24 protein-coding genes, 2 tRNA genes, 3 riboswitches and 1 other annotated feature are annotated in these 24432 nt (G+C 42.3%); of the genes, 11 read left to right on the forward strand and 15 right to left on the reverse strand.

Annotation, left to right across the window (positions count from 1 at the left end; genetic code table 11):
- Nucleotides 1-22 precede the first annotated feature (22 nt).
- Nucleotides 23-277, reverse strand: a binding site (T-box leader).
- 142 nt (nucleotides 278-419) lie between these two features.
- Nucleotides 420-1529 (forward strand): stalk domain-containing protein, encoded by a 1110-nt coding sequence (locus tag ACSBOP_RS16575; RefSeq protein WP_442601628.1) that lies wholly within the window; start codon nucleotides 420-422, stop codon nucleotides 1527-1529.
- A gap of 139 nt (nucleotides 1530-1668) precedes the next feature.
- Here ACSBOP_RS16575 and ACSBOP_RS16580 read toward each other — a convergent pair.
- Nucleotides 1669-1742: transfer RNA gene (locus ACSBOP_RS16580), tRNA-Gly, on the reverse strand.
- Between the two features lie 29 nt (nucleotides 1743-1771).
- Nucleotides 1772-1848 (reverse strand) — tRNA-Pro (locus ACSBOP_RS16585).
- A gap of 161 nt (nucleotides 1849-2009) precedes the next feature.
- Between ACSBOP_RS16585 and ACSBOP_RS16590 the strand changes: the two genes are divergently transcribed.
- From ACSBOP_RS16590 to ACSBOP_RS16600, 3 genes are all read left to right on the forward strand, one after another.
- The gene (locus tag ACSBOP_RS16590; RefSeq protein WP_442601629.1) at nucleotides 2010-2930 is read left to right on the forward strand and encodes an aldo/keto reductase; all 921 of its coding nucleotides are present in this window, start codon (nucleotides 2010-2012) and stop codon (nucleotides 2928-2930) included.
- 81 nt (nucleotides 2931-3011) lie between these two features.
- Nucleotides 3012-3821 carry a lipid II flippase family protein gene (locus ACSBOP_RS16595; RefSeq protein ID WP_442601630.1) on the forward strand — a complete coding sequence of 270 codons (810 nt, stop codon included), beginning with the start codon at nucleotides 3012-3014 and terminating at the stop codon, nucleotides 3819-3821.
- A gap of 84 nt (nucleotides 3822-3905) precedes the next feature.
- On the forward strand, nucleotides 3906-4493 hold the full coding sequence (locus ACSBOP_RS16600) for a TVP38/TMEM64 family protein (protein ID WP_442601631.1): 588 nt from the start codon (nucleotides 3906-3908) through the stop codon (nucleotides 4491-4493).
- Nucleotides 4494-4632: 139 nt separating this feature from the next.
- Here the strand turns inward: ACSBOP_RS16600 and ACSBOP_RS16605 are convergent, their stop codons facing one another.
- From ACSBOP_RS16605 to ACSBOP_RS16615, 3 genes are all read right to left on the reverse strand, one after another.
- Nucleotides 4633-5160, reverse strand: a complete 528-nt coding sequence (locus tag ACSBOP_RS16605; RefSeq protein ID WP_442604507.1) for a CcdC protein domain-containing protein — start codon at nucleotides 5158-5160, stop codon at nucleotides 4633-4635.
- A gap of 107 nt (nucleotides 5161-5267) precedes the next feature.
- The gene (locus ACSBOP_RS16610) at nucleotides 5268-6920 is read right to left on the reverse strand and encodes a copper resistance CopC/CopD family protein (RefSeq protein WP_442601632.1); all 1653 of its coding nucleotides are present in this window, start codon (nucleotides 6918-6920) and stop codon (nucleotides 5268-5270) included.
- A 26-nt stretch (nucleotides 6921-6946) separates the two neighbouring features.
- Nucleotides 6947-7351 (reverse strand): DUF2203 domain-containing protein, encoded by a 405-nt coding sequence (locus ACSBOP_RS16615; protein WP_442601633.1) that lies wholly within the window; start codon nucleotides 7349-7351, stop codon nucleotides 6947-6949.
- 150 nt (nucleotides 7352-7501) lie between these two features.
- Between ACSBOP_RS16615 and ACSBOP_RS16620 the strand changes: the two genes are divergently transcribed.
- The 5 genes from ACSBOP_RS16620 to ACSBOP_RS16640 all read left to right on the forward strand — a co-directional run bounded on the left by ACSBOP_RS16620 (nucleotide 7502) and on the right by ACSBOP_RS16640 (nucleotide 10417).
- Complete coding sequence (locus tag ACSBOP_RS16620; RefSeq protein ID WP_442601634.1) at nucleotides 7502-7822, forward strand: YbjQ family protein; 321 nt, start codon at nucleotides 7502-7504, stop codon at nucleotides 7820-7822.
- A gap of 1 nt (nucleotide 7823) precedes the next feature.
- Complete coding sequence (locus ACSBOP_RS16625; protein ID WP_442601635.1) at nucleotides 7824-8075, forward strand: HD family phosphohydrolase; 252 nt, start codon at nucleotides 7824-7826, stop codon at nucleotides 8073-8075.
- Nucleotides 8076-8189: 114 nt separating this feature from the next.
- Nucleotides 8190-8993 (forward strand): sensor histidine kinase, encoded by an 804-nt coding sequence (locus ACSBOP_RS16630; RefSeq protein WP_442601636.1) that lies wholly within the window; start codon nucleotides 8190-8192, stop codon nucleotides 8991-8993.
- Entirely contained in the window at nucleotides 8990-9670 is a 681-nt protein-coding gene (locus tag ACSBOP_RS16635) for a response regulator (RefSeq protein WP_442601637.1), read from the forward strand. The genes ACSBOP_RS16630 and ACSBOP_RS16635 overlap by 4 nt, the downstream gene beginning before the upstream one ends.
- Nucleotides 9671-9766: 96 nt before the next feature.
- Nucleotides 9767-10417, forward strand: a complete 651-nt coding sequence (locus ACSBOP_RS16640) for a YcnI family copper-binding membrane protein (RefSeq protein ID WP_442601638.1) — start codon at nucleotides 9767-9769, stop codon at nucleotides 10415-10417.
- Between the two features lie 63 nt (nucleotides 10418-10480).
- On the opposite strand, the gene ACSBOP_RS16645 is transcribed toward ACSBOP_RS16640, so the two are convergent.
- From ACSBOP_RS16645 to ACSBOP_RS16680, 8 genes are all read right to left on the reverse strand, one after another.
- On the reverse strand, nucleotides 10481-10972 hold the full coding sequence (locus ACSBOP_RS16645; protein WP_442601639.1) for a dihydrofolate reductase: 492 nt from the start codon (nucleotides 10970-10972) through the stop codon (nucleotides 10481-10483).
- Nucleotides 10969-11763, reverse strand: a complete 795-nt coding sequence (locus ACSBOP_RS16650) for a thymidylate synthase (protein WP_442601640.1) — start codon at nucleotides 11761-11763, stop codon at nucleotides 10969-10971. Before ACSBOP_RS16650 ends, ACSBOP_RS16645 begins: the two co-directional genes overlap by 4 nt.
- A 65-nt stretch (nucleotides 11764-11828) precedes the next feature.
- Nucleotides 11829-14162, reverse strand: coding sequence for a universal stress protein (locus ACSBOP_RS16655; protein WP_442601641.1), 2334 nt, complete (start codon nucleotides 14160-14162; stop codon nucleotides 11829-11831).
- Nucleotides 14163-14231: 69 nt separating this feature from the next.
- Complete coding sequence (gene kdpC / locus ACSBOP_RS16660) at nucleotides 14232-14837, reverse strand: potassium-transporting ATPase subunit KdpC (RefSeq protein WP_442601642.1); 606 nt, start codon at nucleotides 14835-14837, stop codon at nucleotides 14232-14234.
- Between the two features lie 40 nt (nucleotides 14838-14877).
- Complete coding sequence (kdpB, locus tag ACSBOP_RS16665) at nucleotides 14878-16908, reverse strand: potassium-transporting ATPase subunit KdpB (RefSeq protein WP_442601643.1); 2031 nt, start codon at nucleotides 16906-16908, stop codon at nucleotides 14878-14880.
- Between the two features lie 19 nt (nucleotides 16909-16927).
- Nucleotides 16928-18607 carry a potassium-transporting ATPase subunit KdpA gene (gene kdpA / locus ACSBOP_RS16670; RefSeq protein ID WP_442604508.1) on the reverse strand — a complete coding sequence of 560 codons (1680 nt, stop codon included), beginning with the start codon at nucleotides 18605-18607 and terminating at the stop codon, nucleotides 16928-16930.
- A 46-nt stretch (nucleotides 18608-18653) separates the two neighbouring features.
- Nucleotides 18654-18731, reverse strand: a complete 78-nt coding sequence (kdpF, locus tag ACSBOP_RS16675; RefSeq protein WP_442604509.1) for a K(+)-transporting ATPase subunit F — start codon at nucleotides 18729-18731, stop codon at nucleotides 18654-18656.
- A gap of 247 nt (nucleotides 18732-18978) precedes the next feature.
- Nucleotides 18979-19145, reverse strand: a riboswitch (cyclic di-AMP (ydaO/yuaA leader).
- Between the two features lie 26 nt (nucleotides 19146-19171).
- A riboswitch (cyclic di-AMP (ydaO/yuaA leader) is annotated at nucleotides 19172-19348 on the reverse strand.
- Nucleotides 19349-19523: 175 nt separating this feature from the next.
- A complete protein-coding gene (locus ACSBOP_RS16680; protein ID WP_442601644.1) occupies nucleotides 19524-19931 on the reverse strand; it encodes a hypothetical protein in 408 nt (135 codons plus the stop codon).
- A gap of 15 nt (nucleotides 19932-19946) precedes the next feature.
- Nucleotides 19947-20131: riboswitch (cyclic di-AMP (ydaO/yuaA leader) on the reverse strand.
- 254 nt (nucleotides 20132-20385) lie between these two features.
- Here ACSBOP_RS16680 and ACSBOP_RS16685 point away from each other — a divergent pair.
- Nucleotides 20386-20949: a hypothetical protein gene (locus ACSBOP_RS16685; RefSeq protein ID WP_442601645.1), complete on the forward strand. Its 564-nt coding sequence runs from the start codon at nucleotides 20386-20388 to the stop codon at nucleotides 20947-20949.
- Between the two features lie 93 nt (nucleotides 20950-21042).
- Here the strand turns inward: ACSBOP_RS16685 and ACSBOP_RS16690 are convergent, their stop codons facing one another.
- On the reverse strand, nucleotides 21043-22212 hold the full coding sequence (locus tag ACSBOP_RS16690; protein WP_442601646.1) for an anti-sigma-I factor RsgI family protein: 1170 nt from the start codon (nucleotides 22210-22212) through the stop codon (nucleotides 21043-21045).
- The gene (gene sigI / locus ACSBOP_RS16695; RefSeq protein WP_442604510.1) at nucleotides 22205-23011 is read right to left on the reverse strand and encodes an RNA polymerase sigma-I factor; all 807 of its coding nucleotides are present in this window, start codon (nucleotides 23009-23011) and stop codon (nucleotides 22205-22207) included. The genes ACSBOP_RS16690 and sigI overlap by 8 nt, the downstream gene beginning before the upstream one ends.
- 330 nt (nucleotides 23012-23341) lie before the next feature.
- On the opposite strand from sigI, the gene rsgA reads away from it, so the two are divergent.
- Nucleotides 23342-24409 (forward strand): ribosome small subunit-dependent GTPase A, encoded by a 1068-nt coding sequence (gene rsgA, locus ACSBOP_RS16700; protein ID WP_442601647.1) that lies wholly within the window; start codon nucleotides 23342-23344, stop codon nucleotides 24407-24409.
- The last annotated feature ends 23 nt before the right edge of the window (nucleotides 24410-24432 follow it).

Consider the following 24432-nt stretch of genomic DNA (forward strand, 5'->3'; position numbering starts at 1 on the left):
AAAAAGAGCTCACACATCCCTAAATAGGGACGAGCAAGCTCGCGGTACCACCCTGATTAGACGCTTCTCCATAAGCGGATCAACATCTCTCTTCATTCCATCATTCATAACGGATTGTCATCCGGTTCCCTCTAATAAAGCACATTTCCAACATGCTCATTCAAAGGTCTGCTCAGGAGTGAACTTGGGCAGCCTGTTTCCCTGGGTACGCTCTCAATCTGTGGCGTAACCTCCCTGTGGGGATGTACTGCTTACTCTTCTCCGTCAACGCATTTCTTAAATATTTAATTAAATGTTATTATATGCAAAAGGATTGCAGGAATCAAGCCAAGAATCAATCAGAAAAATTAACCAATTTGTAATCCTTCTCAGATGTAAAAGATTCATAATAAGACCATCAACCACAATTTGGAGGGAAAATGATGAAAATACCATTCAAGTTATTATCACTAAGCCTTGCAGGTTGCTGTCTACTCGCTTCTGCATCTACAACAACATGGGCAAGCAGCACACCTCCGGTATCCGAACAAAAAGCCGTCACACCAATTTCGGCAAAAGAGCAACAACTCGTCAAGGTTACGACTAAATCCATCAAAGAAAAAACAGATAAATTTGAAGTCAATCTGAGTGTCCCTGTTATTTCCGGGATGAAAGATAAAAAATATCAGGATCAACTCAACGATATTATTGAACGTACGGCAATGAAAGATTTGGAAAGTTTGAAGAAGCAAGCAGAAACTGATTTTGCCGATTTTGCAAAGGAAGGCTTGAAAGTGCGCCCTTACACCTTGGATTCAACCTATGAGGTTAAATCTGATGGAAATCAAGCCGATCAGAGCATTCTCTCCCTTCGCTTGCTCACAAGTGTGTATACGGGCGGTGCCCATGGTTTGCCGCGAATTGATACATACAATGTTCTAAATGCAGACGAAGCTAAGCGACTCGAACTTAAAAACCTATTAAGCGACAATTACAAGCAAGTGGCAGATCAGCATATCAAAGCGGATATTGCTAAAAATCCTGAGAAATATTTTGCAGGAGATCTAGGATTTAAAGGTATTACGGATACGACATTATTTTTCGTGAACAAAGGCGATGCTGTGATCACATTTAATGTATACGAAATCGCGCCTTATTCGTCAGGCACTCCTGAATTCCGCATTCCAATTGCCAAACAATCCGCAGCAAAAGTTATTACAGTAAGCGGCAAGGAGCTTGCCTTGGACGATGCATCCATCTTCACCAACGAAAAAGGCGTGACGATGATTCCACTTCGCGCTGTTGCTTCCAAGCTCGGATTTGCGATTAATTGGAATGAAGAAAAACAAAGCGTCGATCTTCATAAAGATGCGATCTGGACTTCCATAACCGTCGATAAAGATCAATATTTCATTGCAAAAATGGCTGCATTTCCACTTGGAACAGCACCAACCATTCAAGAGGGTAAAATGTACGTGCCACTCGCTTTCTTCTCTGATGTATTGAAGGTTGATGTTAAAGTGAATGGCAGATCGATTAGCATTATGTAAGAATAATAATTATGGCAAGGTTCCCATTTAAAAAGAGGTTGTTCTTCATTAGCGTAAAGCTAGCAAGTAACAACCTCTTTTCCCATATAAAAATGCATAAAAAAAAGCCCCATCGCTGAGACTTGTCGGTTACAATTATTGGAGCGGGTGATGGGAATCGAACCCACGCTATCAGCTTGGAAGGCTGAAGTTCTACCATTGAACTACACCCGCATATAAAATGCGTCTAACAGATACGAAAGTGGTCGGGACGACACGATTTGAACATGCGACCCCCTGGTCCCAAACCAGGTGCTCTACCAAGCTGAGCTACGTCCCGTAAATAAAATCTGTTATGTATTGTGAAGACAAAAAATATCTTAACATGAATTCATTCGTTACGCAACACTTATAATGCATCCAAATTATTACAACTTGATTTTGACAGGCTTACCTAATTAGCGTTTAATGAACATAGAATAAACCAGAAGGAGTGGTAATATGATCTTTCGTAGACTCGGTAAAACACAATTAAAAATCTCCGTCATCGGAGTAGGCACATGGCAATTTGGCGGCGAATGGGGACAATCTTTTTCTCAAGATGAAGTAGATGCTATTCTCGACCGTGCTGGGGAACTTGGTATTAATCTGATCGATACGGCTGAATGCTATGGCGATCATTTATCGGAGAAGCTGATTGGTGACTATTTATCACGCCGCAAACGTGAGGACTGGGTCGTAGCAACGAAGTTTGGGCACCATTTTACAAACTTATTCGAACGTTCACAAGAGTGGTCCTCCACACAAGTGCTTGAACAACTCGATGCTTCCCTACTTGCCCTGCGTACAGATTACATTGATCTGTATCAATTCCATTCTGGCACAGATGAAATGTTCAATAATGATGAGCTATGGACCATGCTTGATAAACAAAAGCAAGCAGGCAAAATTCGTCATCTCGGCACGTCTATCGGCAGTAACGATAATCTACACCAAACAGCAGCTTCCACAAAAGTTGGTTCTGAAGCGATCCAAGTTGTCTATAACCGTCTGGATCGAGTACCTGAGGAGCGTGTATTCCCTTCCAGTCAGGAACAGGATCTTGGCGTACTAGCTCGCGTTCCACTTGCAAGTGGATTCTTAAGCGGCAAATACAAGCCGGGAACGGTGTTCGACAGCTCCGATGTTCGTAATCGTAAGGATGCCGAACTGGTTAATCGTCAATTACAGCTTGCAAAGGAAGTGCAAGAGCAAGAAGTGCCTGAAGGTATGGATATGGCAACTTGGGCATTGGCATGGTGCTTGAAGCATCCTGCTGTAACCGCGGTAATTCCAGGCTGCAAGAATCCCGCTCAAGTCGAGGCCAATGCAGCTGCAGCCAAATATGTAGCAGACAACCACCCTCAAGCTTGGAAAGAATAGACGAAGCAAACAACACTGCTGTACGTCATAAACTCCTTTGCGCTAGATCACCATTGATGTGACGTAAAAAGGAGAATTCCATTGAGTCAGCAACTATTCCTGATTTCGATATTTACAATGATGGTTCACGCGATTGATACCTCATCTTATGCAATCCGCCTGGCAGGAATTCGAATCGGCAAAATTGCCGTTTCGCTTTCCTTGGCGGGCGTTGTGGTTATATTGTCACGTACTTCTAATTTGTTCCAAGGCATACTAACTGCAGGCATTATTGATGATGCCAAGCATGGAAGAATCGATGATATCGTCCTGCCGCTGCGTACGATTCTTTTCTCCGCTTCAATCGGAACACTACTCGCTCTGCTACTTTTCCCAACACTTGTGTTCATATCAGCTAGATTAATTGCCAAACTCGAACTAACAGGTTCGGTTTTTGAGATGATTCGCCATACTGTCACATTCGGGAATATCAAGCGTATGAAAAAACATATTCGAATACCCGGATTGAACATGCTCCTTCGATTACGAATCGGTGGTTTACCGAAGCGATTGCTGCTGCTCAACTGCATTGTTACTGCCATTTATACCGTTGGTGTTTTGGCTGCCATGTACACAGGACTCCTTATTCCTGAATATCAAACGACAGCAAACATGTCATCTGGACTTGTAAATGGCGTTGCGACAATCATCTTTGCCATGTTCGTCGACCCTCAGCTAGCAGTTGCCACGGATCGTGCACTTACAGGTAAGACAGATATCGAAACTTTAAACAAAATGTTTGGGCTCATTCTTATTTCTCGATTAGCAGGAACTTTACTTGCGCAGCTTTTGCTGACTCCATCTGCCCTCTTATTGAAATGGTTTATTCTTACCTTTTTTGCCACTAATTGAAGCGTCGTCACTTGATCTTTCATGTTATTCTAGTATTCTATAAACGTGGTATGTCGTTTTTAGATGAGGAGGCATCTAGCAATCATGGAGATGGCGCAAGGATTTTTTACAGAACAAAATTTTCAGACTCTCCTAGAGAGCTACCGTTCCTTTGGACCTTTCCCAGCACTATTAGCTGGTTTTCTTAAAGCATTTGTTCCTCCGCTACCCTTATTTGCACTTATTGCCTTTAATGCTGCTGCATTCGGGTTATGGCAAGGGTTCATCTTTTCATGGATCGGAGCGATTGGTGGAGCTTTTGTCGGATTTCTTATCTTCCGAAAGTTAGCTGGACATCGTCTGATTCAAAAAATTGCACAAAAACCTAAAGTTCAGAAAAGCATTCACTGGATTCAGCAAAATGCATTCAGCTATGTGTTCATCTTATGCTGCTTCCCAATTGGACCTTCAGCTACGATTAATTTTGCAGCCGGTATTGCTCGAATGCCTGTACGCTCATTTCTGATCGCGATGACATTCGGAAAAGCCGTAATGGTCTTCATCGTCTCGTATGTAGGTGCAGATATTATGAATTTATTCCATAATCCTTTAAAAATCGCCGTCATTTTTTTGCTCGTAGCTACACTGTGGTTCACTAGTAAAAAATTAAATACTCTCCTTGCTCCAAGGTAAGAGCATTTTCTATACTTTCATCTATCAAAAAAAACCTTCTGCAGCGCAGCCACGAAACCGTGAACTTGCGATGATGAAGGTTTTTTGATGTTCTTGCGAACTTATTTATTTTTGAAGGCAAAATTTACGATTTTAATAACTAATATCTAATATTCGTGATTGGTGTTGCTCCACCATCACTTTGCGCAAGGATCTTACGAAATTTCATGAAAGAAGCAATTCGCCAAGGTACAAGATAGCATACCCCCATAAGTAACACGACGGCCATGAAGTTTTTCGGGTCCATGCCTTGAATATAATTCCGAAGGAAGAAGCGAAGTGACAATATCGCTAAAAAGGTGATGAAGAACGCCGCACTTTTCTTTGCATAAATATGGCCGTCCGATCGAATCTCATAGCTAGTTGTAAGAACAAGTGGAATTGACATCACCAAACCAATTAGCGCAGGAAATACAATTTCATTCACACTTAAATTTGCAGAAGAACCGATTACAAACAATAAGCCAGGAATTAAAAATAGTAATGGAGTAAGCAACCTAATAGGGTTCCTTGACATTGGCTTATACATCGCTTTCGTTCTTCTCCATATGATCAGCACCGCTACAACTACAATAATGCTTATCGACGTACTCCCCATCATGCTTGAGTCAAATTGAACATCATCCACTTTCAACACTCCGCTTCCTTTTTTTTCTTATAGCTTGAGTATAATCAAGATGAACAATATTTAATACATGATGAATTTCACTTCTTCATATGATATTTTTCATATTTCTAATTGACACGTGTTTCCTTCTGATATACCTTCTCATCATCTGTCGCCCGCATGACACGAATTTCAAGCTGCCATTTTCCGCGGAAAGGTAAATACGCCCCAACGGCTTTGTAATCATATCGCTTGAACTCATCAAACACCTCAGCAGAAGATGGATCTGTAAACGGCTCAAGCGGCACTTCGATTGCAGGTAAGTCGGGTTGATCTAGATTATGAAGCAGCATTTGAACTTTCTTTGGAGCTCCTTCATCCTCTGGGATCCATACTTTGGTTAGGAACGTGTTATCTCCAACATGAAGTGGTGATATGCGGCTTGACATATGAATCGTCGCTCCCATTTGATGCCAATTGAGCGGTTTGGTCGTAGGCGTAGGTGAAAGATACGTAATAAAGCCAACTAGCAGAACAATAATTAACATGAGACTAAAGTCAATCTTAAGCCAACGATACTGTGCATGTTCTTGTGACTTACGCATCGTGATACGAATGATTAATGCCGTCACAGCTACAAGGAGCACAACAGCCGTTTTGATCAACATCAGAATACCCCATTGGGTGTATGTCACATATTCAATACTCGGTAAAAATAGAGCAACTGAACTCAGACCTGTAATTGCAAGCAATACAAAGGATACAAAGGCAAATGTTGAGAAGGATCGTAAATATCCCACCATTTCTTCACGTGCTTTCTTCCAAATGACAAGAGCTAGGAGTAATCCACCCGCCCAGATCGATGCAGCCATCAAATGAACGAAGTTAAGCCCTACTGTTACCCATTTTAAATCCATTGCAGCAGCATGACCTGTTAAACTTTTGCCAAAAAGGAAAGCGATAATCCAAAGGTAATCCAACCACGCCCAGCGTCCTATAACAAGTAAACCGATTAGTGAAAGTGCAAGTGCAGCTAGCCAGAACAGACCAATGCTTGTTGAGAAGAACACTGCGAACAATTGATCCAACCCACTATCACCCAACAAATCTTCCAAATGTGTAAAAATAACGACTAACGTGGATAGAAATAATACACGTTGTAAATTTAATGTCCAGCTCGATAACTTCGATCGAAGACCTGCCCGAGCGGCAAATGGAGTCCGTAACCAGAAGATCCATCCCATGGTCAAGAGAATCATCAAGTACCAAAATCCACGACTTAGAAATATGCTTAGCGTTGAGACACTCATATCAGATGAAATTTCCATCTGATGTCCATTCATCGTATCAATTGTACCTGTACCATCAGAAGTGCCTGACCTCGCACCTATCGTAAAGGGGAAACTTCCCCCAACTGGATGACCATCTGCCGAAATGACATGATAGGATACTAGATACAGTCCGTCCGTAAGTTTAGGTGCATCCACCTCAATTCCTGTATGATCGCCATTCATTCTTGGCTTGTTCTCGGATACGACCTTCCCTTGACTATCGAGCAGCTTGATATAATATGCTCCATCTTCCAACCGCTCGTTAAAAGTAATTGAAATGACGGGAGGCGATTGTTCAAGCTGAACATTCGATTCTGGGACCGTCTTTAAGACAACCGCATGAGCCGATACACTTTGTGGAATCGCCATGCCCAAGCATGTCAACATGAGCAGGAGAACCGCACACTTGATCCAAGCGGTATACCCTTTTTTATAATTCGATTTATTCACAAATTTTCCCTCTTTTCATATTCCATTTACATCTCTGGTAATCTTCTTCGCCCTGCAAACCCATCTTCTTTACTGTGATAAAAAGAAATACGCTGCTCGCCCCGACGCCAACACAATAGAACCTCTTCTCCATCTATCTTAGCCGGAAAATCAATTAATCCATGATCAACATCCTTCACTTGGACTCCCAATCGATAAAAGTTATCCATATAAGACATTGCTTCAATCTGAATGAACTCAAGCTCGCACTCGAGTCTAAATTGCTCGTCATATCTTGCTCCCGTTTTCGGTGTTACAATTGCCGTTAACCGGCGCAGTTTAGTGTATTTCACTCGAAATTCATCTTTCATACTTTGAAGATATGCCAACTGTTTGTCCAACTCTGGAAGCAAGTCATTTGCTTCTTGCAAAGTAAAATATTTAGTTCCCACCTCGGTATCACCTTTCTTCAATGGTGCTGTGGCATCATTTTATCAAAAATTAAACAGAGAAGCGAAATAGAAAAGTGACAAATATGATACAATACTTTTGTAACCATACAGCAATTTTATTGTTTGAATTGAATGAGGAGGATGAATCTTATGATGATCGCAACAACGGAAAGTCTAGCCGGATATGAAGTAGTTGAAGTCCTAGGAACAACTTTTGGTGTAGTCGTTCGCGCACGTGGATTAGGTGGAGATATTATGGCATCGCTCAAAGGTCTAGTGGGGGGCGAAGTAAAACAGTACACACAAATGATAGAAGATGCGCGCAGACAAGCTGTTGATCGCATGGTTGAAAATGCAGCAGCTATGGGTGGTAATGCTGTCATCATGATGCGCTTTGATTCTGGCGACATCGGTCAAAACATGAGTGAGATTGTGGCTTATGGCACAGCGGTTAGAGTGAGAAAAGCTTAATATGACATTTTTTTGGAGCTGGATTTTCCTTTATCCCCTTATCGCAGGGATTTGTTTAATTTTATTAGGATGGCTCGTATTTGATAAGCGGTATAAGAAAACGAATAATTTACAAGAGAAACTTCCTTTTGATTTCCAACCGACGAAAGAAGTTTTCATTGATCCCAAAGATGGACTTAAATATCGAGTCTATTATAATTCTTCAACCGGGGAACGCCGTTACATACAAGAGGATAAGAATAAATCTGAATAAAAATGCGGTTGAACGAGGGATCATCCTGGTTCAACCGTTTTTATTTGTAGATTTTGATATAATGGGAATTACGATTAATTGAGATCGATGTAACTATAGAGAGGAATACCTGAAATGTCCTTAAGAATGATGAAGCTGCTTACCATGCTGCTCCCTCCCCTGTTAATTGGGGGCTTTGAATACATTCGTCATGAATTCCTGCTTAATTATTTGTCGATGGAAGCAGGTAACTTCTTTATGACGCTCCTCACCCTTGTGCTCTCCTTTGTGTTTGCAACCTGGATGTTCAGATCGATTGAGGCATCTAGAATCAAGCTTGCTGAAGAGCAATCCAAACGCGCTGTCTACGAGGAGCGTGAACGACTTGCAAGAGAGCTTCATGATAACTTAGCGCAAACCTTATTTTTCCTGAATGTCAAATTAAAACAAGGACAGCTCGATGATGCAAAAGAAGCCGTGTCAGACATCGATAACCATCTAAGGCAAGCCATATTTAATCTGAGAACCCCTCCTGAAGAAGGAACATCCTTCGTAGAACGTTTGCAAAAGTGGTTACGAGATTGGGAGAAGCTTACGGAGATAGAGCTTACGAGCACGATTCAAGTTCTTGACGGGCAGTTTACTCGCAGTGAAGAAGTCAATTTATTCGGTATTATTCAAGAAGCTTTTACAAATATCCGAAAGCACTCGCTTGCTGAATCTGCCACGATCGAACTTCAAGTCGATTCTAATAGTTGGAATTTGATGATATACGACGATGGTAAGGGAATTGCAGACGCGAACGAACAGCATATGAAATATGGCATTAGCCTCATGCGTAAACGTGCACATGAACTAGGTGCAACGATGGAACTGCAACCCGATCCTCTTGGCGGCACTAGACTGACCATGATATCTACAAGGAGGAAGACCCCATGACAAAACCCAATTACCGGGTACTCATCGCTGACGATCATCCACTCGCACGTAAGGCTGTGCAATCCATGCTTGCTGTTGATTCCGCATTTTTCGTGATTGGTGAGGCTTATGATGGAAGTGAAGCCATTCTTCTCAGTGGAGAACTACAGCCTGATCTGATTCTAATGGACATCCATATGTCTCCCATTGATGGTCTGGAAGCGACCCGTCAAATAAAATCTTTATATCCTCAAATTCGAATTGTCATGCTCACGGTATCGGATGATGTGGCGGACCTGTTCACGGCCATTCAATTTGGCGCACAAGGCTATCTTCTAAAAAACATGGACCCCGACGAATGGCTCAGTTATCTGCATGCGCTGCTCGACGATAATTCCGATGTTGCGAGGCAAATGGCAGATTCCATGTTCAGGCGGTTTCGATCAACAAGCGCAGCACCTTCACCATCTCAAGTGGAAGGACATCAAGCGCAGCTTACTACACGGGAGAAGGAAATTGTACGACTCGTATCAACAGGTGACAATAATCGAGTAGTTGCCGAAAAGCTGCTTATTTCCGAAAATACAGTTAAAAATCACATGAAGAATATTTTGGATAAATTGCACTTGGATAATCGAGTCCAACTTACAGCTTATGCCATTTCACATGGCTTGACACAAAACGAACATACTTCTTAGACGAAAATAGCCCAATAGGGCCATTTAGCTTGTGACTTTTTTCATATACATTTAGAATACGATTTTAGGATTGAGAGAAAAGGAAGGTTCGTACCCATGAAAAAAATGACACTCAGCTTCTTCACATTGATGTTATGTACGCTATTGTTTGCAGGCATTGCAAGTGCGCACGTAACCGTATTACCGAACACATCTACTCAAGGGGCATATGAAAAATTCACTGTTCGTGTTCCTGTTGAAAAAGATATTCCGACTACTAAAGTCGAAGTTAAATTCGCATTAGACTCTGTATCGATCTCTCGCTTCGAGCCGAAGCCAGATTGGAAATATGAAGCAACGAAAGATGCTTCCGGTAAAATCACTGGCGTTACTTGGACAGCAACAGGTGAAGGCATTAAAAATGGAGAATTTACCGAGTTCAACATGCAAGGTAAAGTGAGTGATACTGCAACTGCGATCACTTGGAAAGCTTATCAGACCTATAAAGATGGTTCAGTTGTTGAATGGACAGGAGCAGATGGTTCGGACAAACCCGCTTCTGTGACAAAAGTAAATGCAAAACCTGCTAATGCTGGCGCTGATAGTCATGGTCATGTGACAGCTGATACAAAAGCGGATACGAAAGCAGATACAAAAACAGCTTCATCAGATCAAGAAGCGTCTCAGCTTCCACTTTATCTTTCCATCGCAGCACTGGTGCTTGGCGCTCTAGCGTTCATCATGACATTGGTTCGTAAAAAAGCATAAACGTAATTGAAGACAAAAAAGCTCGACACGTGAATGTGCCGAGCTTTTTTTATGTTTACCTGCTTATGGATTCACACGCTCGTACACTTCAAAGAAATAATCATAAGGATTTTTCTCATCCTTTACACCTTGTTCGCTACTCGTTAAGCGCCACTGTGCTGCATCAAGTTCTGGGAAAAACGTGTCCGCTTCAAACTCATGTTCAATGCGTGTGATGTACATTTTATCTGCATCAGCCAAAAATAAGTTAAATAACTCAGCACCACCGATCAGGAACAACTCATCCTTCTCCCCATAGCGCGCCTTTACTTCTTCAACTGTATGCACGATTTCGCAGCCTTCTACTGTATATTCACGATTTTGTGTCATGACTACATTCGTGCGTCCAGGCAGCGGCTTTCCGATCGATTCGTATGTTTTACGACCCATAAGGATCGTATGACCCAAAGTCGTCTTTTTAAAAAATTTCAAATCTGCAGGCAGATGCCATGGCAGCTTATTCTCATGACCAATCGCCCGATTGCGATCCATCGCTACAATATAAGATAAGATCATACTGCGACTACTCCCTTGATTCCAGGATGCGGATCATAACCAGAGAGCGTAAAGTCTTCATATTTGAAATCAAAAATAGATTGCACATCTGGATTAATCGTCATGGTCGGAAGTGCCCGCGGCTCACGACTTAATTGCAGCTCAATTTGCTCCATATGATTACTGTAAATATGTGCATCGCCGAACGTATGAACGAAATCGCCTGGCTCAAGCCCACATACTTGCGCAAGCATCATGGTTAGAAGTGCATAGGAAGCGATGTTAAAAGGTACACCCAAGAAAATATCCGCACTACGTTGGTACAGCTGACAAGATAGCTTGCCGTCTGCCACATAAAATTGGAATAAACAATGGCAAGGTGCTAACGCCATCTCAGGTAGATCCGCAACATTCCAAGCACTAATAATCATCCGGCGGGAATCTGGATTATTCTTAATTGTCTCCACTAGCTCCGTAATCTGGTCAATGACTCCTCCATTTGGAGCTCCCCACGAGCGCCATTGCTTACCATAGACAGGACCTAAGTTTCCGTTTTCATCTGCCCACTCGTCCCAGATGCGCACGCCATTTTCTTTTAAATACCCAATATTCGTGTCCCCTTGTAGGAACCACAACAATTCATGAATAATTGATTTTAAATGCAGTTTTTTCGTCGTTACAAGTGGAAATCCTTGCGACAAGTCGAATCGCATTTGGTAACCAAACACGGATCTTGTACCTGTTCCTGTTCGGTCTTGTTTATCTGTGCCATGTTCAAGTACATGCTCACATAATTGTAAATATTGCTTCATTCAATAAACCCCCAGCAAATCAGCGTAGTATGAAACATTATATCACTTATTTTATTTTGCTGTAATTAACGAAGCGAATTCTTAAAATTTGGATCAAAATCTGCAACTACAAGCACATCCATATGTCTTGCCGCTCGCAGCACATTTTGCACAACAGATCCTTTATAGAGGCGATCCTTCAAGCTTCGCTTGGACTGTCCAATAATAATTTGAGTGCTCTTATATCGGTTCGCCTGCTCCATAAGTAGAATCGGAATTTGTCTTTCATGCTGCGCATTGATAACCTCGAAAGTTCCTCCAAGTCGTGTGGTAATCTCACGGATCGCCTCCATCCTTTTACGAAGATCATCCCCCTCGGGCTCTCCCGGGTTTACGTACGTCACATACCAGGACGCTTTCAATCGATGGGCAATCCGAAATCCGCGGCGAATCAATCGTTCTGCATTGGAGCTCGTCGTTACCCCGACGAATATGACTTCTTCCCTACGCCAAGGCCCGCGAAGCGAGTTTTTACGCTCCCACGCTTCAAGCCGTTCATCCACTTCATCTGCGATTTCGCGCAGCGCTAGTTCACGAAGGGCAATTAAATTTCCTGTTTTGAAAAAATGTCCAAGTGCTTGTTCCACTTTATCCATCGCATAGATTCGACCCTCTCGCATTCGCTGCTGAAGGGATTTCGGGGCGACATCAATCAATTCAATATCATCTGTCAACCGCAGAATACTATCAGGGACAGTCTCTCGTACACGGACACCTGTAATTTGCTCCACCGCATCATTTAGGCTTTCTAAATGCTGCACGTTCATGGTTGAAATAACGGAGATGCCTGCTTCCAAAATTTCGAGTACATCTTCATAGCGCTTTTTATTTCGACTTCCGGGCATGTTCGTATGTGCCAGCTCATCAATTAAGACGACCTCTGGATTACGCTCGATAATCGCTGGAACGTCCATCTCCTCTAACGTCGCTCCTCGATAATCAAAGGTATAACGAGGAATGGTCTGAAGGGATCCAATTTGTGCAAAGGTTTCTTTACGCCCGTGCGTTTCCAATAATCCAATGACAACGTCGATTCCTTTTTTCAATAGATCATTGCCTTCTCGCAGCATCGTGTATGTCTTGCCTACACCCGGGGCAGCACCAATGTAGACCTTAAATTTTCCACGCTTGATTTGCTCGATCTTCTGATCCACTTCCTTACTGCTTAACCTGCGGTAAACGTCCTTATGCGGTGACTCTTTCCTCTTGGTCGGAAGAATACGCTCACCGTCATGGTCCGCTCGATCTGCAACGATGAACACATCAACATTTTGCGTCATTTTCAAAATCCCGTTTACAACAGAACCACGCCAAAACTCTTGCCATCTCGTCTGTTTCGAATGTCCAAGTAGAATACGTGTAACGTTGTTGTTAACTGCATAATGAACGAGTTGACGTGCGATTAATCGTGTGGATCGAAAAGGTAATTCTTCGAATGTACCTCCTACTTTATCCACCAGCTTCACAATAGAACGCTTGAATGTGGCACATTCTTTGGTGAGTGATTTTCGTGGATTTACGAAGCATACTACCATTAAATCTCCATTTAACCGCTTGGCAATCTGTTGACCGCGTCGCACATAGATCGAGCCGTTCCAATGGTACTGCGTCGATACAAGTACTCGCTCTGCTGCACCGGATGGACCGAGTAAGCCTTCCTCTTCACGGTGTTTTTCAAGCGTCTCGTTCACATCCTCGGCAACAAGGCGTAAAGCCAGTTCTCGAAGAACGCCAAGATTGCCACGTTTAAACAAAGCCGTGTCTTTGCGATCACCAAGATGCCCTTCCGAAAGCCGCTGCAGCACCGTCTCTGGGGACACATCAATTAACCGAACTTCATCAGCAAGTTCCAACGTTTCAAGAGGTACAATCTCCTCACAACCTACACCTGTCAGCTTCTGTGCAATTTGATGGAAACCTTCAAGCTCATACACATTTACCGTTGTGATAACGCTAATACCGTGACTCACCAAATGCTTGATGTCTTCTAGTCGAGTTGCAAACTGCGCCCCAACCCGATTGCGATGGGCTAAGGCATCAACAAGTACAACCTCGGGATTTCGCTCAATAAGTGCATCCAGATTCAAATCCTTCTGCTCAATACCGTTACGCGTCCAATGAATGCTCGGAACACGCTCCAGATCTCCCACTTGTTCTACAGTCTCCGGACGTTTCATCGTCGACACTGCGCAAATGACCACATCAATCCCTTGTTCCTTCAGCGCATGCCCTTCCCGCAGCATGTGGTACGTCTTCCCCGAGCCGCTTACCGCACCGATATAAATTTTAATCCGCCCTCGATGGAGCTTCGAGATGGACAGCAATATTTCCTCAGGTGTTTTCCGTTTAAAGCCCGTCACTTAGAAAACCTCCTTACCTCACAACACCCCACCCGATTGTATTCGGGCAGGGCGAAATAAGAAAATATACTACTTCAGCATAGACGAAAGCTCAATGTTCAGCTTCAACACGTTTACACGCTCTTCCCCAAACACACCCAAGTCTCTAGCCTCCGTATGTCGACTTACCAAATCATTGAGCTGTTTAGCAGTTAATCCAGTCAGCCCACTAATACGCGGAATTTGGGCTTTTGCCGAAGCTGGCGTAATGTGTGGATCCAATCCCGATCCCGAGTTCGTAATCAAATCAATCGGTAAGAGGTTAACTGGAACATCTGGATTAGCAGCTTTCCATTCCTCAATAGATGCTTGTGTCCGTTTCAACAAATCCGGATTGGAAGGCCCGTAGTTATTTGATCCAGATGCTTCTGCTTTATAATCAATACTGGATACCCTGCCGCTAAAATATTTAGAATCTGTAAACTTCTGTCCAATCAGTTCTGAACCCATCACATTTCCCTTCGCATCTTTAATCAAACTACCATTTGCTTGATTTGGCATGGCCACTTGTGCAATTCCTGTGCAAGCCAGCGGATAAATGATACCGCACAAAACAATCAAAACAACGCTCATTCGTACTATCGTCCATATATAGGAACCACCGCTTTGCGCAGCTGTATCTACCGAGTTTTTCATCCTTTTTCATCCTCTTTCTTCTATAATAAACCGTTAAACCTTAAATCCATATATGAACAATCAGGTCGATAATCTTAATACCAATAAATGGTATAACCACTCCACCTAAGCCATAGATGAATAAATTACGACTTAGCAGTTTACTCGAACTCATTGGTTTGTACGAAACACCTTTCATCGCCAGTGGTATAAGAAGCGGAATAATAATGGCATTAAAGATAAGTGCTGAAAGAATCGCAGATAACGGTGTGCCGAGCTTCATAATATTGAGTGCTTCCATCTGCGGGATTGCAAGAGTGAACATCGCTGGTATAATGGCAAAATATTTGGCGACATCGTTCGCAATACTGAATGTTGTAAGCGCACCGCGAGTCATTAATAACTGCTTCCCAATCGCAACAACTTCAATAATTTTGGAAGGATCTGAATCCAGATCCACCATGTTTGCCGCTTCTTTCGCTGCAATCGTACCACTGTTCATCGCCAGACCCACATCGGCTTGTGCAAGTGCTGGTGCATCATTGGTGCCGTCTCCTGTCATCGCAACAAGCTTGCCTTCTCCCTGTTCTCGGCGAATAACAGCAATTTTATCTTCTGGTGTACTCTCGGCAATATAATCATCTACACCCGCTTCTCTTGCAATCGTTGCAGCTGTTAAAGGATTATCACCTGTACACATAATTGTCTTAATTCCCATTTGACGAAGCTCTTCAAAGCGCTCACGCATACCTGGCTTTACAGTATCCTTCAAGTAGATCAAGCCGACGATTTCTCGATCAAAAGCGACTGCCAGCGGTGTCCCGCCTTGAGAGGCAATTTCATTTCCTTTGTGCTCCAGATCCGCAGGAATCTCTCCACCTTGTGAACTTACCCAACGTTTTACTGCATCAACTGAGCCTTTACGCACTTTCAAGCCACTTGCTAAATCGATACCGCTCATGCGTGTTTCTGCTTTGAACTCAATGAATTCAGCACCCTCTACCGACTGCTCGGAGTATGGTAAATTCAATTTTTTCATCAATTCAAGAACGGATCGTCCTTCAGGTGTTTCATCTTTAAGTGAACTAATAGCTGCCCACTGTCCAACTGTTGCTACATTCGATTGGCCCACAGGTACGAACTCACTTGCCATCCGATTACCGAACGTAATTGTGCCTGTTTTATCAAGGATCATCGTATTGATATCCCCTGCTGCCTCAACTGCTTTACCTGACATTGCAAGCACGTTGAACTGTGTCACCCGATCCATCCCTGCAATCCCGATAGCTGATAATAAGCCCCCGATTGTAGTTGGGATCAAACACACTAATAACGAAATCAACACCGGAATCGATAATTCGATCTCTAGATATTTCGCAATTGGAGCTAATGTCACAACGACAAGAAGGAAAATAATCGTCAATGTCGTCAGCAGCGTATTGAGCGCAATCTCGTTCGGTGTTTTTTGACGCTTCGCGCCTTCTACTAGTGAAATCATACGATCAATGAAAGATTCGCCGGGGTCACTTGTAATACGTACTTTAATTCGGTCACTGACTACACGCGTTCCTCCCGTTACAGAACTGAAGTCACCACCCGCTTCTTTAATAACTGGAGCAGATTCTCCTGTAATGGCAGATTCATCAACGGAAGCCAAACCTTCGACAATTTCGCCATCACCTGGAATCATTTCGCCTTGCGAAACAATAACATAATCGCCCTTGCGTAGTTCAGTAGAAGGAACAACCTTGATGCTGTCCCCGACTACTTTATTCGCCAAAATCTCCTTCTTCGATCTTTTCAAAGAATCTGCCTGCGCTTTACCTCTACCTTCGGCTAAGGCTTCTGCAAAATTCGCAAACAAGACTGTGAATAACAAAATAATAAATACCGCTATATTAAATCCAATCGTTTGTTCAGTTCCAAAATAATTAGGAAACAATGTCATCAACAAAACGACAAACGTTCCAACTTCTACTACAAACATAACTGGATTTTTCATCATGGTTAATGGGTTCAATTTAATGAAACTTGACTTCAACGCTTGACCCATCATTTTTCCATTTAAACTTGATTTTCGATTTTCACGCATCGTTTCCTCACCCTATTCATTAGCGAATTGTTAAATATTCTGCAATCGGTCCCAGTGCCAGTACTGGCAAGAACGTCAGTGCACCAATAATTAACACTGTTCCGATCAAAATACCCATAAACAGCTTATTATCCGTACGGAACGTTCCGATTGTCTCAGGCACCCACTGTTTGCGAACAAGTGAACCTGCCACACCAAGCAAGGCAATAATCGAGATATATCGTCCTAACAGCATCACAATTCCTGTCGTTATGTTCCAGAATGGTGTATTGTCACCCAAACCTTCGAAGCCTGATCCGTTATTAGCCGCTGAGGAGGTATATTCATATATAACCTGGGAAATACCATGGAATCCTGGATTACTAATCGCACCTTGCCCCAGATCTGTTAAGAAGGCAATTGCTGATGGCGCCAAAATAATAAGTGGATGCGCTAGAATCGCAATTGCGATTAACTTCATTTCCCTTGCTTCGATTTTGCGACCTAAGAACTCAGGTGTACGTCCAACCATAAGTCCAGCTAGGAACACACCTAGAATCGCATACATCAACATATTCACTAGTCCTACACCATCACCGCCGAACACACAGTTCAGCATCATAAGCGCTAGTGGAACCATTCCGCCAAGTGGTGTTAATGTATCATGCATGTTGTTAACCGACCCTGTTGTAGCAGCCGTTGTCACCGTTGTAAATAACGTAGACTGTGGAATACCGAAGCGAACTTCCTTCCCTTCCATACTACCTTGCGAAGCATCCATGCCCAGAGCGTTCATCGCTGGATTCCCAGCAGATTCGCTGTAATATGCTAAGGATAAGAACAGAACGAACAGAATGCCCATCGCCCCAAAAATAATCCAACCTTGCTTCCGATTGTTAGCAAATCGCCCGAACGTATAGGTCAGCGCTGCTGGTATACACCACATGCTCAATATCTCAATGACATTCGTCAGTGGACTTGGATTTTCAAAAGGGTGTGAGGAGTTCGCACCGAAAAATCCGCCCCCATTCGTACCTAAGTGCTTGATTGATACGAGCGAAGCTACAGGACCTGTCGCAATTTGCTGGGTTTCCCCTTCAAGTGTTGTGGCTTGAATCGTAGGATCAAGCGTCTGTGGGACTTTAAATGCAACGAGCACCAGCGTTATTATAATCGCAATAGGTATGAGTAATCGTGTGTGAGCCTTCACGAAATCAACGAAAAAGTTACCTAATGTCGTACCCTTTGAAGTAATCCCTCTAATAAAAGCAATCGCTACAACAATTCCTGTCGCTGCAGATGTAAACATCATCATCATGATGACTACCATCTGTGACAAATAACTAAGCCCTGTCTCCCCGCTGTAGTGCTGCAAATTGGTATTTGCCATAAAACTGATTACGGTATTAAAAATGAGCGTCGGCTCCATATTTTCAATCCCGTTTGGATTCAGCGGTAAACCTTTCTGAATTGCTAGAATAATAAAACCAAACGCAACCAGCACAATATTCGTAAGCACCAGTGTTAATGCGTATTTCTTCCACGTCATCTCGGAGCGATTTTTCACACCAATAATGGCGAATAACACTTTTTCAACCGGTCCAAATATGCGATCCGTACGATTCGGTTGATTAGAAAAAATATGGTAGATATAGCTGCCGAGCGGTTTTACTAACAGTACCAGCAGTACAATTACAATTGCAATTTGAATCATGCCCATCATGGCAATTTCCTCCCTGTACAACCTCATTCATGTTTTCATAAAATTAAAATTTTTCTGGATTAATAAGTGCATATACCAGATAAATAGATACAAGACTAGTAAGCACCAAAACGATTGTCATCAGCTTTCGCCTCCTGCCTCATCGACAATGCGTCCGCATCCGTATAAGAACCCAAGAAATAAGGCGAACATACCTGCTAATGCCAGAATCATATAGATGATCATCACCCGAAATCACTCCTCCAAAATCTCGCAATCTAACCATTTTCTTTAAAAATAGGCAACAAAAAAGAAGCCTTCGCGCGAAGAGGAACTCTTCTCGCGGGCTTCTTGGCACAGTGAATAACACCATGTCTAGCGCGACAATCGTTGCCTCTCTCCGTACGCTTACGAGGTTAGCTGTCGGATTCGGGCGCTTGAGAGTCGCCCTACCTTGCATAACACAAGGATTCACCCCATGAGACTGATTTGTGTTTCAGGTCTCGTTGGTTCCCCCGCTTCCTGCTCATGAGCAGGAACTCAGCGATAAAGACATTTATATATCAACTAATAAATTCATCATCCTCTCCCAGTCAACGCTTACGAGGTTAGCTGCCGGATTCGGGCGGTGAGAGTCGCCCTACCTTGCATAACGCAAGGATTCACCCCATTTGCAGTACATATCCGACTCTCACATCGGACATTTACCACTTGTTTGGTTCCCCCGTTTTCCTCATGGAAATTAAGCGATTCAGAACTGAAAACTGTTTAATTTCTAAATCATGAGACGAATCATACGCCTCACACAGTTTTTTGTAAAGCGTGGTAATTGCAAGAAAATGATCTTACTTTGCTAGAATAACGCTTACTTTCATTTCAATCTTCCAATATCTCCTTCAAGCTATGATTTTCATCGTTTTTTACTTATTTGATATCAATTTGCATTTTCAAGCAAGAAAGTCACATCATTACTATGGGTATGAATCACATAATTAGCACCCAATCCTTTATAAATAAGACGGGGTTGAACCTCTTTTGTAATGACATAGATCGGCTCACTCGTCCAGGAACGGCATATTTGAATAAATCTGCAGCATAACGGTAAACTTTGTTCAAATAAATAAATTTGGCTATACGCATGTGCGGGAACAATCCACGTGCTGAGTTCAGAAGTGTTGATCAGTACAATCTGCTCCACACCCGATTTTAACAGCCTTTTATACTCCGATTTATTATTCGTTAGCACAGCAAAGGGCTTATTCAACCTTTGTAATGCACCAATAAACTGTTCTGAAGCTTCCGTATATCCAACCACCAATATCAATTCATTCTGATTACCCATCTCTCTCTTCCATCCCCTGTCTCTAACTTTTGCTTACGGGGTTAGCTGTCGGATTCGGACGGTGAGAGTCGCCCTACCTTGCATAACACAAGGATTCACCCCTTAACCATACAAGAATCGGCTCTCACACCGAATTATGCATGATCATCTTATTGGTTCCCCCGTTCTCTCATTCTGGAGAGATTCAGCATCTTTCAGACAGAATACTACGCTCGCTCATTTTTTTTGTAAAGTTTCCCCAACTCTTGCATAGCTTCATATCAGTAGAAAAAGATGACCTTTTGCATACTCCATCTCTAAATTGCTCTTTCCATCACGCTAGTTCTTCAAATTTCCACATTATTTACACATTCCATACATCTACAATAGCTATGAACCTATCTCTTATGTTAAAATAAAAACTGTTGAGTTTTTTTGGAGTTTAAGATATTATCCTGACAGGTGGTGTAAAACATTGCAGAAAAAGAACTATATATGGTTATATGTGTCGATCATTGCGTTTATCATACTTTGCGCATTAGCATTTGTGTTCCAATCGATTTATTTTATTTATGCAGCTAGTGCAGTTCCTATTATTATTGTGTTATTCATGCCAGACATGAACGGTGTGCAATGGATTTCACCTAGTAAAAGTAAGAATAGACTGCTCATTTACAAGGTTCAAGCCAGTGATCCTTCCGACTCCGATATGTTGATCATTTCCTTTCAACCTGGTTATGTGAACTGGAATAAACGTTATTTATACTTCTCATTAGATAAAATACCAACATTACCTCAAGTTCAAGTTGAGGATTTTACAACGAACCTAGCTGTTCTCTCGTCCGATCTTCATATGCATAAGAGTAAACAAGGTTTTGTTGGCATCTCTGTACCAAATCTCATCGAACGCTCCAAACCGATGCCTTATACGACTAATGAAGTAAATCGTATGACTATTCGTATGGCTGATCTTCATCATGTTGCAACAAGTCGTAAGCTTAAAACATCAGTTGGTGCTAAAAAGTCACTCCGCGCTTAACTAAAATGTTCATAGATATAACAAATGCCGCCTTCCCAACTTGGGATAGGCGGCATTTTCTTTTAACCGGATTAGCCCCCAGCCGGAGGCGTATTAGTTGGTTTTTCCACTTGCTGGAGCATTACTTTCCCCATTGCCGTTATTATGCGATGGAGTAGTGCTCGCTGGTGGTTTAGGAGAAACCGGTGGCTTCGGTGTTGCTGTCGGTTTATTCGACTCATTCGGTGATGTAGTCGGTTTGTCCGTCGGCTTATCACTCGGTTTATCTGTTGATTTATTCGTCGGCGTTGGCTTATTCGTCGGCTTATCAGTAGGAGTGGAAGAAGGCTTCAATGTTGACGTAGGCGTAGGAGATGGTTTCTTCGTGCCTGTCGGTTTTTTAGAAGCTTCATTCTTCTGCAAATCAGCTAATTTTTGATCCAATTTTCCTGATTTTTCATCTTCTAGCAACTGATTTAATTCCATTTTGTTAAATGACTGGTTAGAAGCAAGCAAATTCTTAATCGTTGCAAATTCCTTCTCTTTCGCCAGTGAAGTTAATGACTTCGATCTATAATCATCAATAGATATCTTCATTCCTGCATCTTTTAACTTCAAATAAACCGCATATTTTCCCATCGACATATTTTTGCTAATCGCAGCTTGTCTCATCTCTGGTGACACTGCAAACCAAAGCACAGAGAAACCTTCAGCATCCTTAGCATGTTTTTGTTGAATATGCTTCACAACTTGGCTCTTCACATTCGTCGCAAGGACAATATCACTTAATTTTGAGTTCTCTTTCAATACAGTCGCAGATACTACAATGTCCGCTTCTTTCGTTGCTAGAGCTCCCTTTTCCGCTTGATTTAGCACAAGTTGAGTAACTTCTTCAAGTGGCTTGCCCTCATATTTGAGCGTACTTATTAGTTGTTCACCATCCGTATTCAGCCCCTTCATTACGCGGACTTGGTCGCTCTCATCTACACCCATTTCAATACTCGGATTGATATCTAGGGAGACATACGCCACAACTTCATCACTTGATGATAAACCTAGCAGCTTAATAACGAGGAAAAAGGCAGCTACAAGTGCAACGGCTAATCCTGAAATTGCAATGATTAGACCTTTAATCGATGATTTTGCAGTAACAGAACCCGTATATACAATTTCATCGCCAACCTGGCATTGACGATCTTCTTTTGAAATTCGATCGAACTGGCCTGACGGCAGGAGCACGATGAGCTCTTTGTCATCCATTTCTACGACGATCCCTTTATTCATATCGTTCTCCCCTTTCTTGCGAAGATGACGCATCCTGCTTCATCCTCAAGTATTCTCGCACATAAGGGAAAGGACCATTATAGATAAGTGCAACTGCAATAATATAATACTGATGACGATTCAATACTTTACGTGACACATTCACATTGCCTAAAAGCTCCTTGGCAGGCAGTTTACGCTCACTGAGCAATAATCGCATTAATGCAGGATCGTTTGCTAATATGCGCCCGATCCCATAGAGCAGCTTACGCGAGTCTGTATCTTCAGGAGATTGTTCAACCAGATCAGAGAAACTAATATTGAATTGCTCCAACACTTGATCCAAATCCTGTATTTCACTTTGTCTTTCATTGCGGCCTGGAGGTGTATCATACACACTCGACCCTTCATTAAAAGAGTTCGCATAACCGATTACATCTTCTTTACCGCGTATATCCCAAGAGTCATAGCTCATATGATCCGAATAACGTGAATTCTTCTGGATATAATCAAAAAGACGACGTTCAATTACTGATTCTGCATACGCTAAGAATGCGTGGTCAGAATGGATATTATAATCTTGAATGGCTTCATTAAATGCAGCTAACGCAATTACGTACTCATGATCTTTAGCAGGATCTATATATTTCTTGCAAAAACGGCTGGCAACCTTGCCTACATACTCCTGATATTCAGCGATAAAAGGATTACGCAGAGTTTCATCGCCAAGCTGTATTTGTGCTACGATTTGTTCAGGCCATTTCGCACCTGAATGATTAGACTTGTCCGGTTTTTTTCCAAAAAGCTTTTTAAAAAGCACAAGCAACAATCTTTCCACCTCACATAGTATTTCATTATGACACGCTCTGGAGCCAAGACGCTCGCGTATTATTATAACACAGACCTACAAGGTAGTCGCAATTTTCATCGGAAAATGTTAGAATGAGGTAGTTATTCCATTACAAAATTTGGAGGGATGTTTTATGGCAAATTTAATTGCAGTAGACACAGCGGTAACGAAAGGATCACAGAATACCCTCTAATGACAAGTATTAAGCTTAAATAAACAACTTATATTACGTTCAGACGAGGGTTCCTCTGTGGTCAGATCATGACAATCAAAATGATAACCACATTGGAGGAATTTGAGTTGACTATTAACACTTTACAGACATTAGGTTGGAGTTCATTTTTTAATCAATCAGGGACACACTATATAAATGAAGGTTATACATTTGGCCGAGTGGCACTTGAACACAAACACATGTATCGGCTGTACACCGAACAAGGCGATTTACTAGCTGAAGTTACCGGAAAAATGAGACATCTTGCAGATGGCCGAGAAGACTATCCTGCAGTTGGAGACTGGGTTGCGATTACAACCCGCCAAGAAGAAGGTCGAGCATCTATCCATGGTATACTTACCCGAAAAAGTAAATTTTCCCGTAAAGCAGCTGGATCAAATCCACAAGAGCAGATTGTCGCTGCGAATGTAGATACGATATTCCTTGTAAACGCACTAAACAACGACTTTAACATTCGTAGACTTGAGCGTTATCTTATTCTCGCTTGGGAAAGCGGTGCTCAACCTGTAATCGTATTAAGTAAATCCGATTTATGTAACGATATTGAAAGTAAAATTACGGCTGTAGAGAGTGTTGCAATCGGCGTACCGATTCATGTTATTTCTTCATTGATTGATGAAGGCATGGATCAACTTGCTCCTTACTTAGAAGTCGGTCAAACTGTCGCTTTACTTGGATCATCCGGTGCTGGGAAATCATCCATCGTCAATCGTCTTTCCGGGCAAATAATGATGGAAGTTCAAGATGTACGTGAAGATGATGACAGAGGTCGTCATACAACTACACACCGTGAACTTGTTATGTTGCCAAATGGAAGCATGATTATCGACACACCTGGGATGCGAGAATTGGGAATGTGGGACGGCGAATCCGGTATTCAAGAAGCTTTCGAGGATATTGAGGAATTGGCGAGTCAATGCCGATTCAGTGATTGCCTTCACAAAAAAGAACCTGGTTGTGCAATCCGTGCTGCCATTCAAAGCGGTACAATTACGAAAGAACGTTATAATAGTTACCTCAAGCTGCAGCGTGAAATCGCCTTTCTTGATCGTAAAACCAATAAAAGCGCAAGAGCAGCTGAGAAAGATAAATGGAAAAAGATCACGCAATCTGTTAAAGTTACAAAATACTAAGCCAAGTCTAATTAGAAGAAATG

Source organism: Paenibacillus sp. KN14-4R (genome assembly GCF_052180255.1).
Classification (GTDB): domain Bacteria; phylum Bacillota; class Bacilli; order Paenibacillales; family NBRC-103111; genus Paenibacillus_AM.

Coding starts and splice junctions, on each gene's coding strand:
- ACSBOP_RS16640 (WP_442601638.1), top strand. CDS start 9,767: ATGAAAAAAATGACACTCAGCTTCTTCACATTGATGTTATGTACGCTA.
- kdpC (WP_442601642.1), bottom strand. CDS start 14,837: ATGAAAAACTCGGTAGATACAGCTGCGCAAAGCGGTGGTTCCTATATA.
- ACSBOP_RS16630 (WP_442601636.1), top strand. CDS start 8,190: ATGTCCTTAAGAATGATGAAGCTGCTTACCATGCTGCTCCCTCCCCTG.
- ACSBOP_RS16645 (WP_442601639.1), bottom strand. CDS start 10,972: ATGATCTTATCTTATATTGTAGCGATGGATCGCAATCGGGCGATTGGT.
- kdpA (WP_442604508.1), bottom strand. CDS start 18,607: ATGGGCATGATTCAAATTGCAATTGTAATTGTACTGCTGGTACTGTTA.
- ACSBOP_RS16635 (WP_442601637.1), top strand. CDS start 8,990: ATGACAAAACCCAATTACCGGGTACTCATCGCTGACGATCATCCACTC.
- ACSBOP_RS16690 (WP_442601646.1), bottom strand. CDS start 22,212: ATGAATAAAGGGATCGTCGTAGAAATGGATGACAAAGAGCTCATCGTG.
- kdpB (WP_442601643.1), bottom strand. CDS start 16,908: ATGCGTGAAAATCGAAAATCAAGTTTAAATGGAAAAATGATGGGTCAA.
- ACSBOP_RS16625 (WP_442601635.1), top strand. CDS start 7,824: ATGACATTTTTTTGGAGCTGGATTTTCCTTTATCCCCTTATCGCAGGG.
- ACSBOP_RS16620 (WP_442601634.1), top strand. CDS start 7,502: ATGATGATCGCAACAACGGAAAGTCTAGCCGGATATGAAGTAGTTGAA.
- ACSBOP_RS16680 (WP_442601644.1), bottom strand. CDS start 19,931: ATGGGTAATCAGAATGAATTGATATTGGTGGTTGGATATACGGAAGCT.
- ACSBOP_RS16590 (WP_442601629.1), top strand. CDS start 2,010: ATGATCTTTCGTAGACTCGGTAAAACACAATTAAAAATCTCCGTCATC.
- ACSBOP_RS16575 (WP_442601628.1), top strand. CDS start 420: ATGATGAAAATACCATTCAAGTTATTATCACTAAGCCTTGCAGGTTGC.
- ACSBOP_RS16600 (WP_442601631.1), top strand. CDS start 3,906: ATGGAGATGGCGCAAGGATTTTTTACAGAACAAAATTTTCAGACTCTC.
- kdpF (WP_442604509.1), bottom strand. CDS start 18,731: ATGACAATCGTTTTGGTGCTTACTAGTCTTGTATCTATTTATCTGGTA.
- ACSBOP_RS16650 (WP_442601640.1), bottom strand. CDS start 11,763: ATGAAGCAATATTTACAATTATGTGAGCATGTACTTGAACATGGCACA.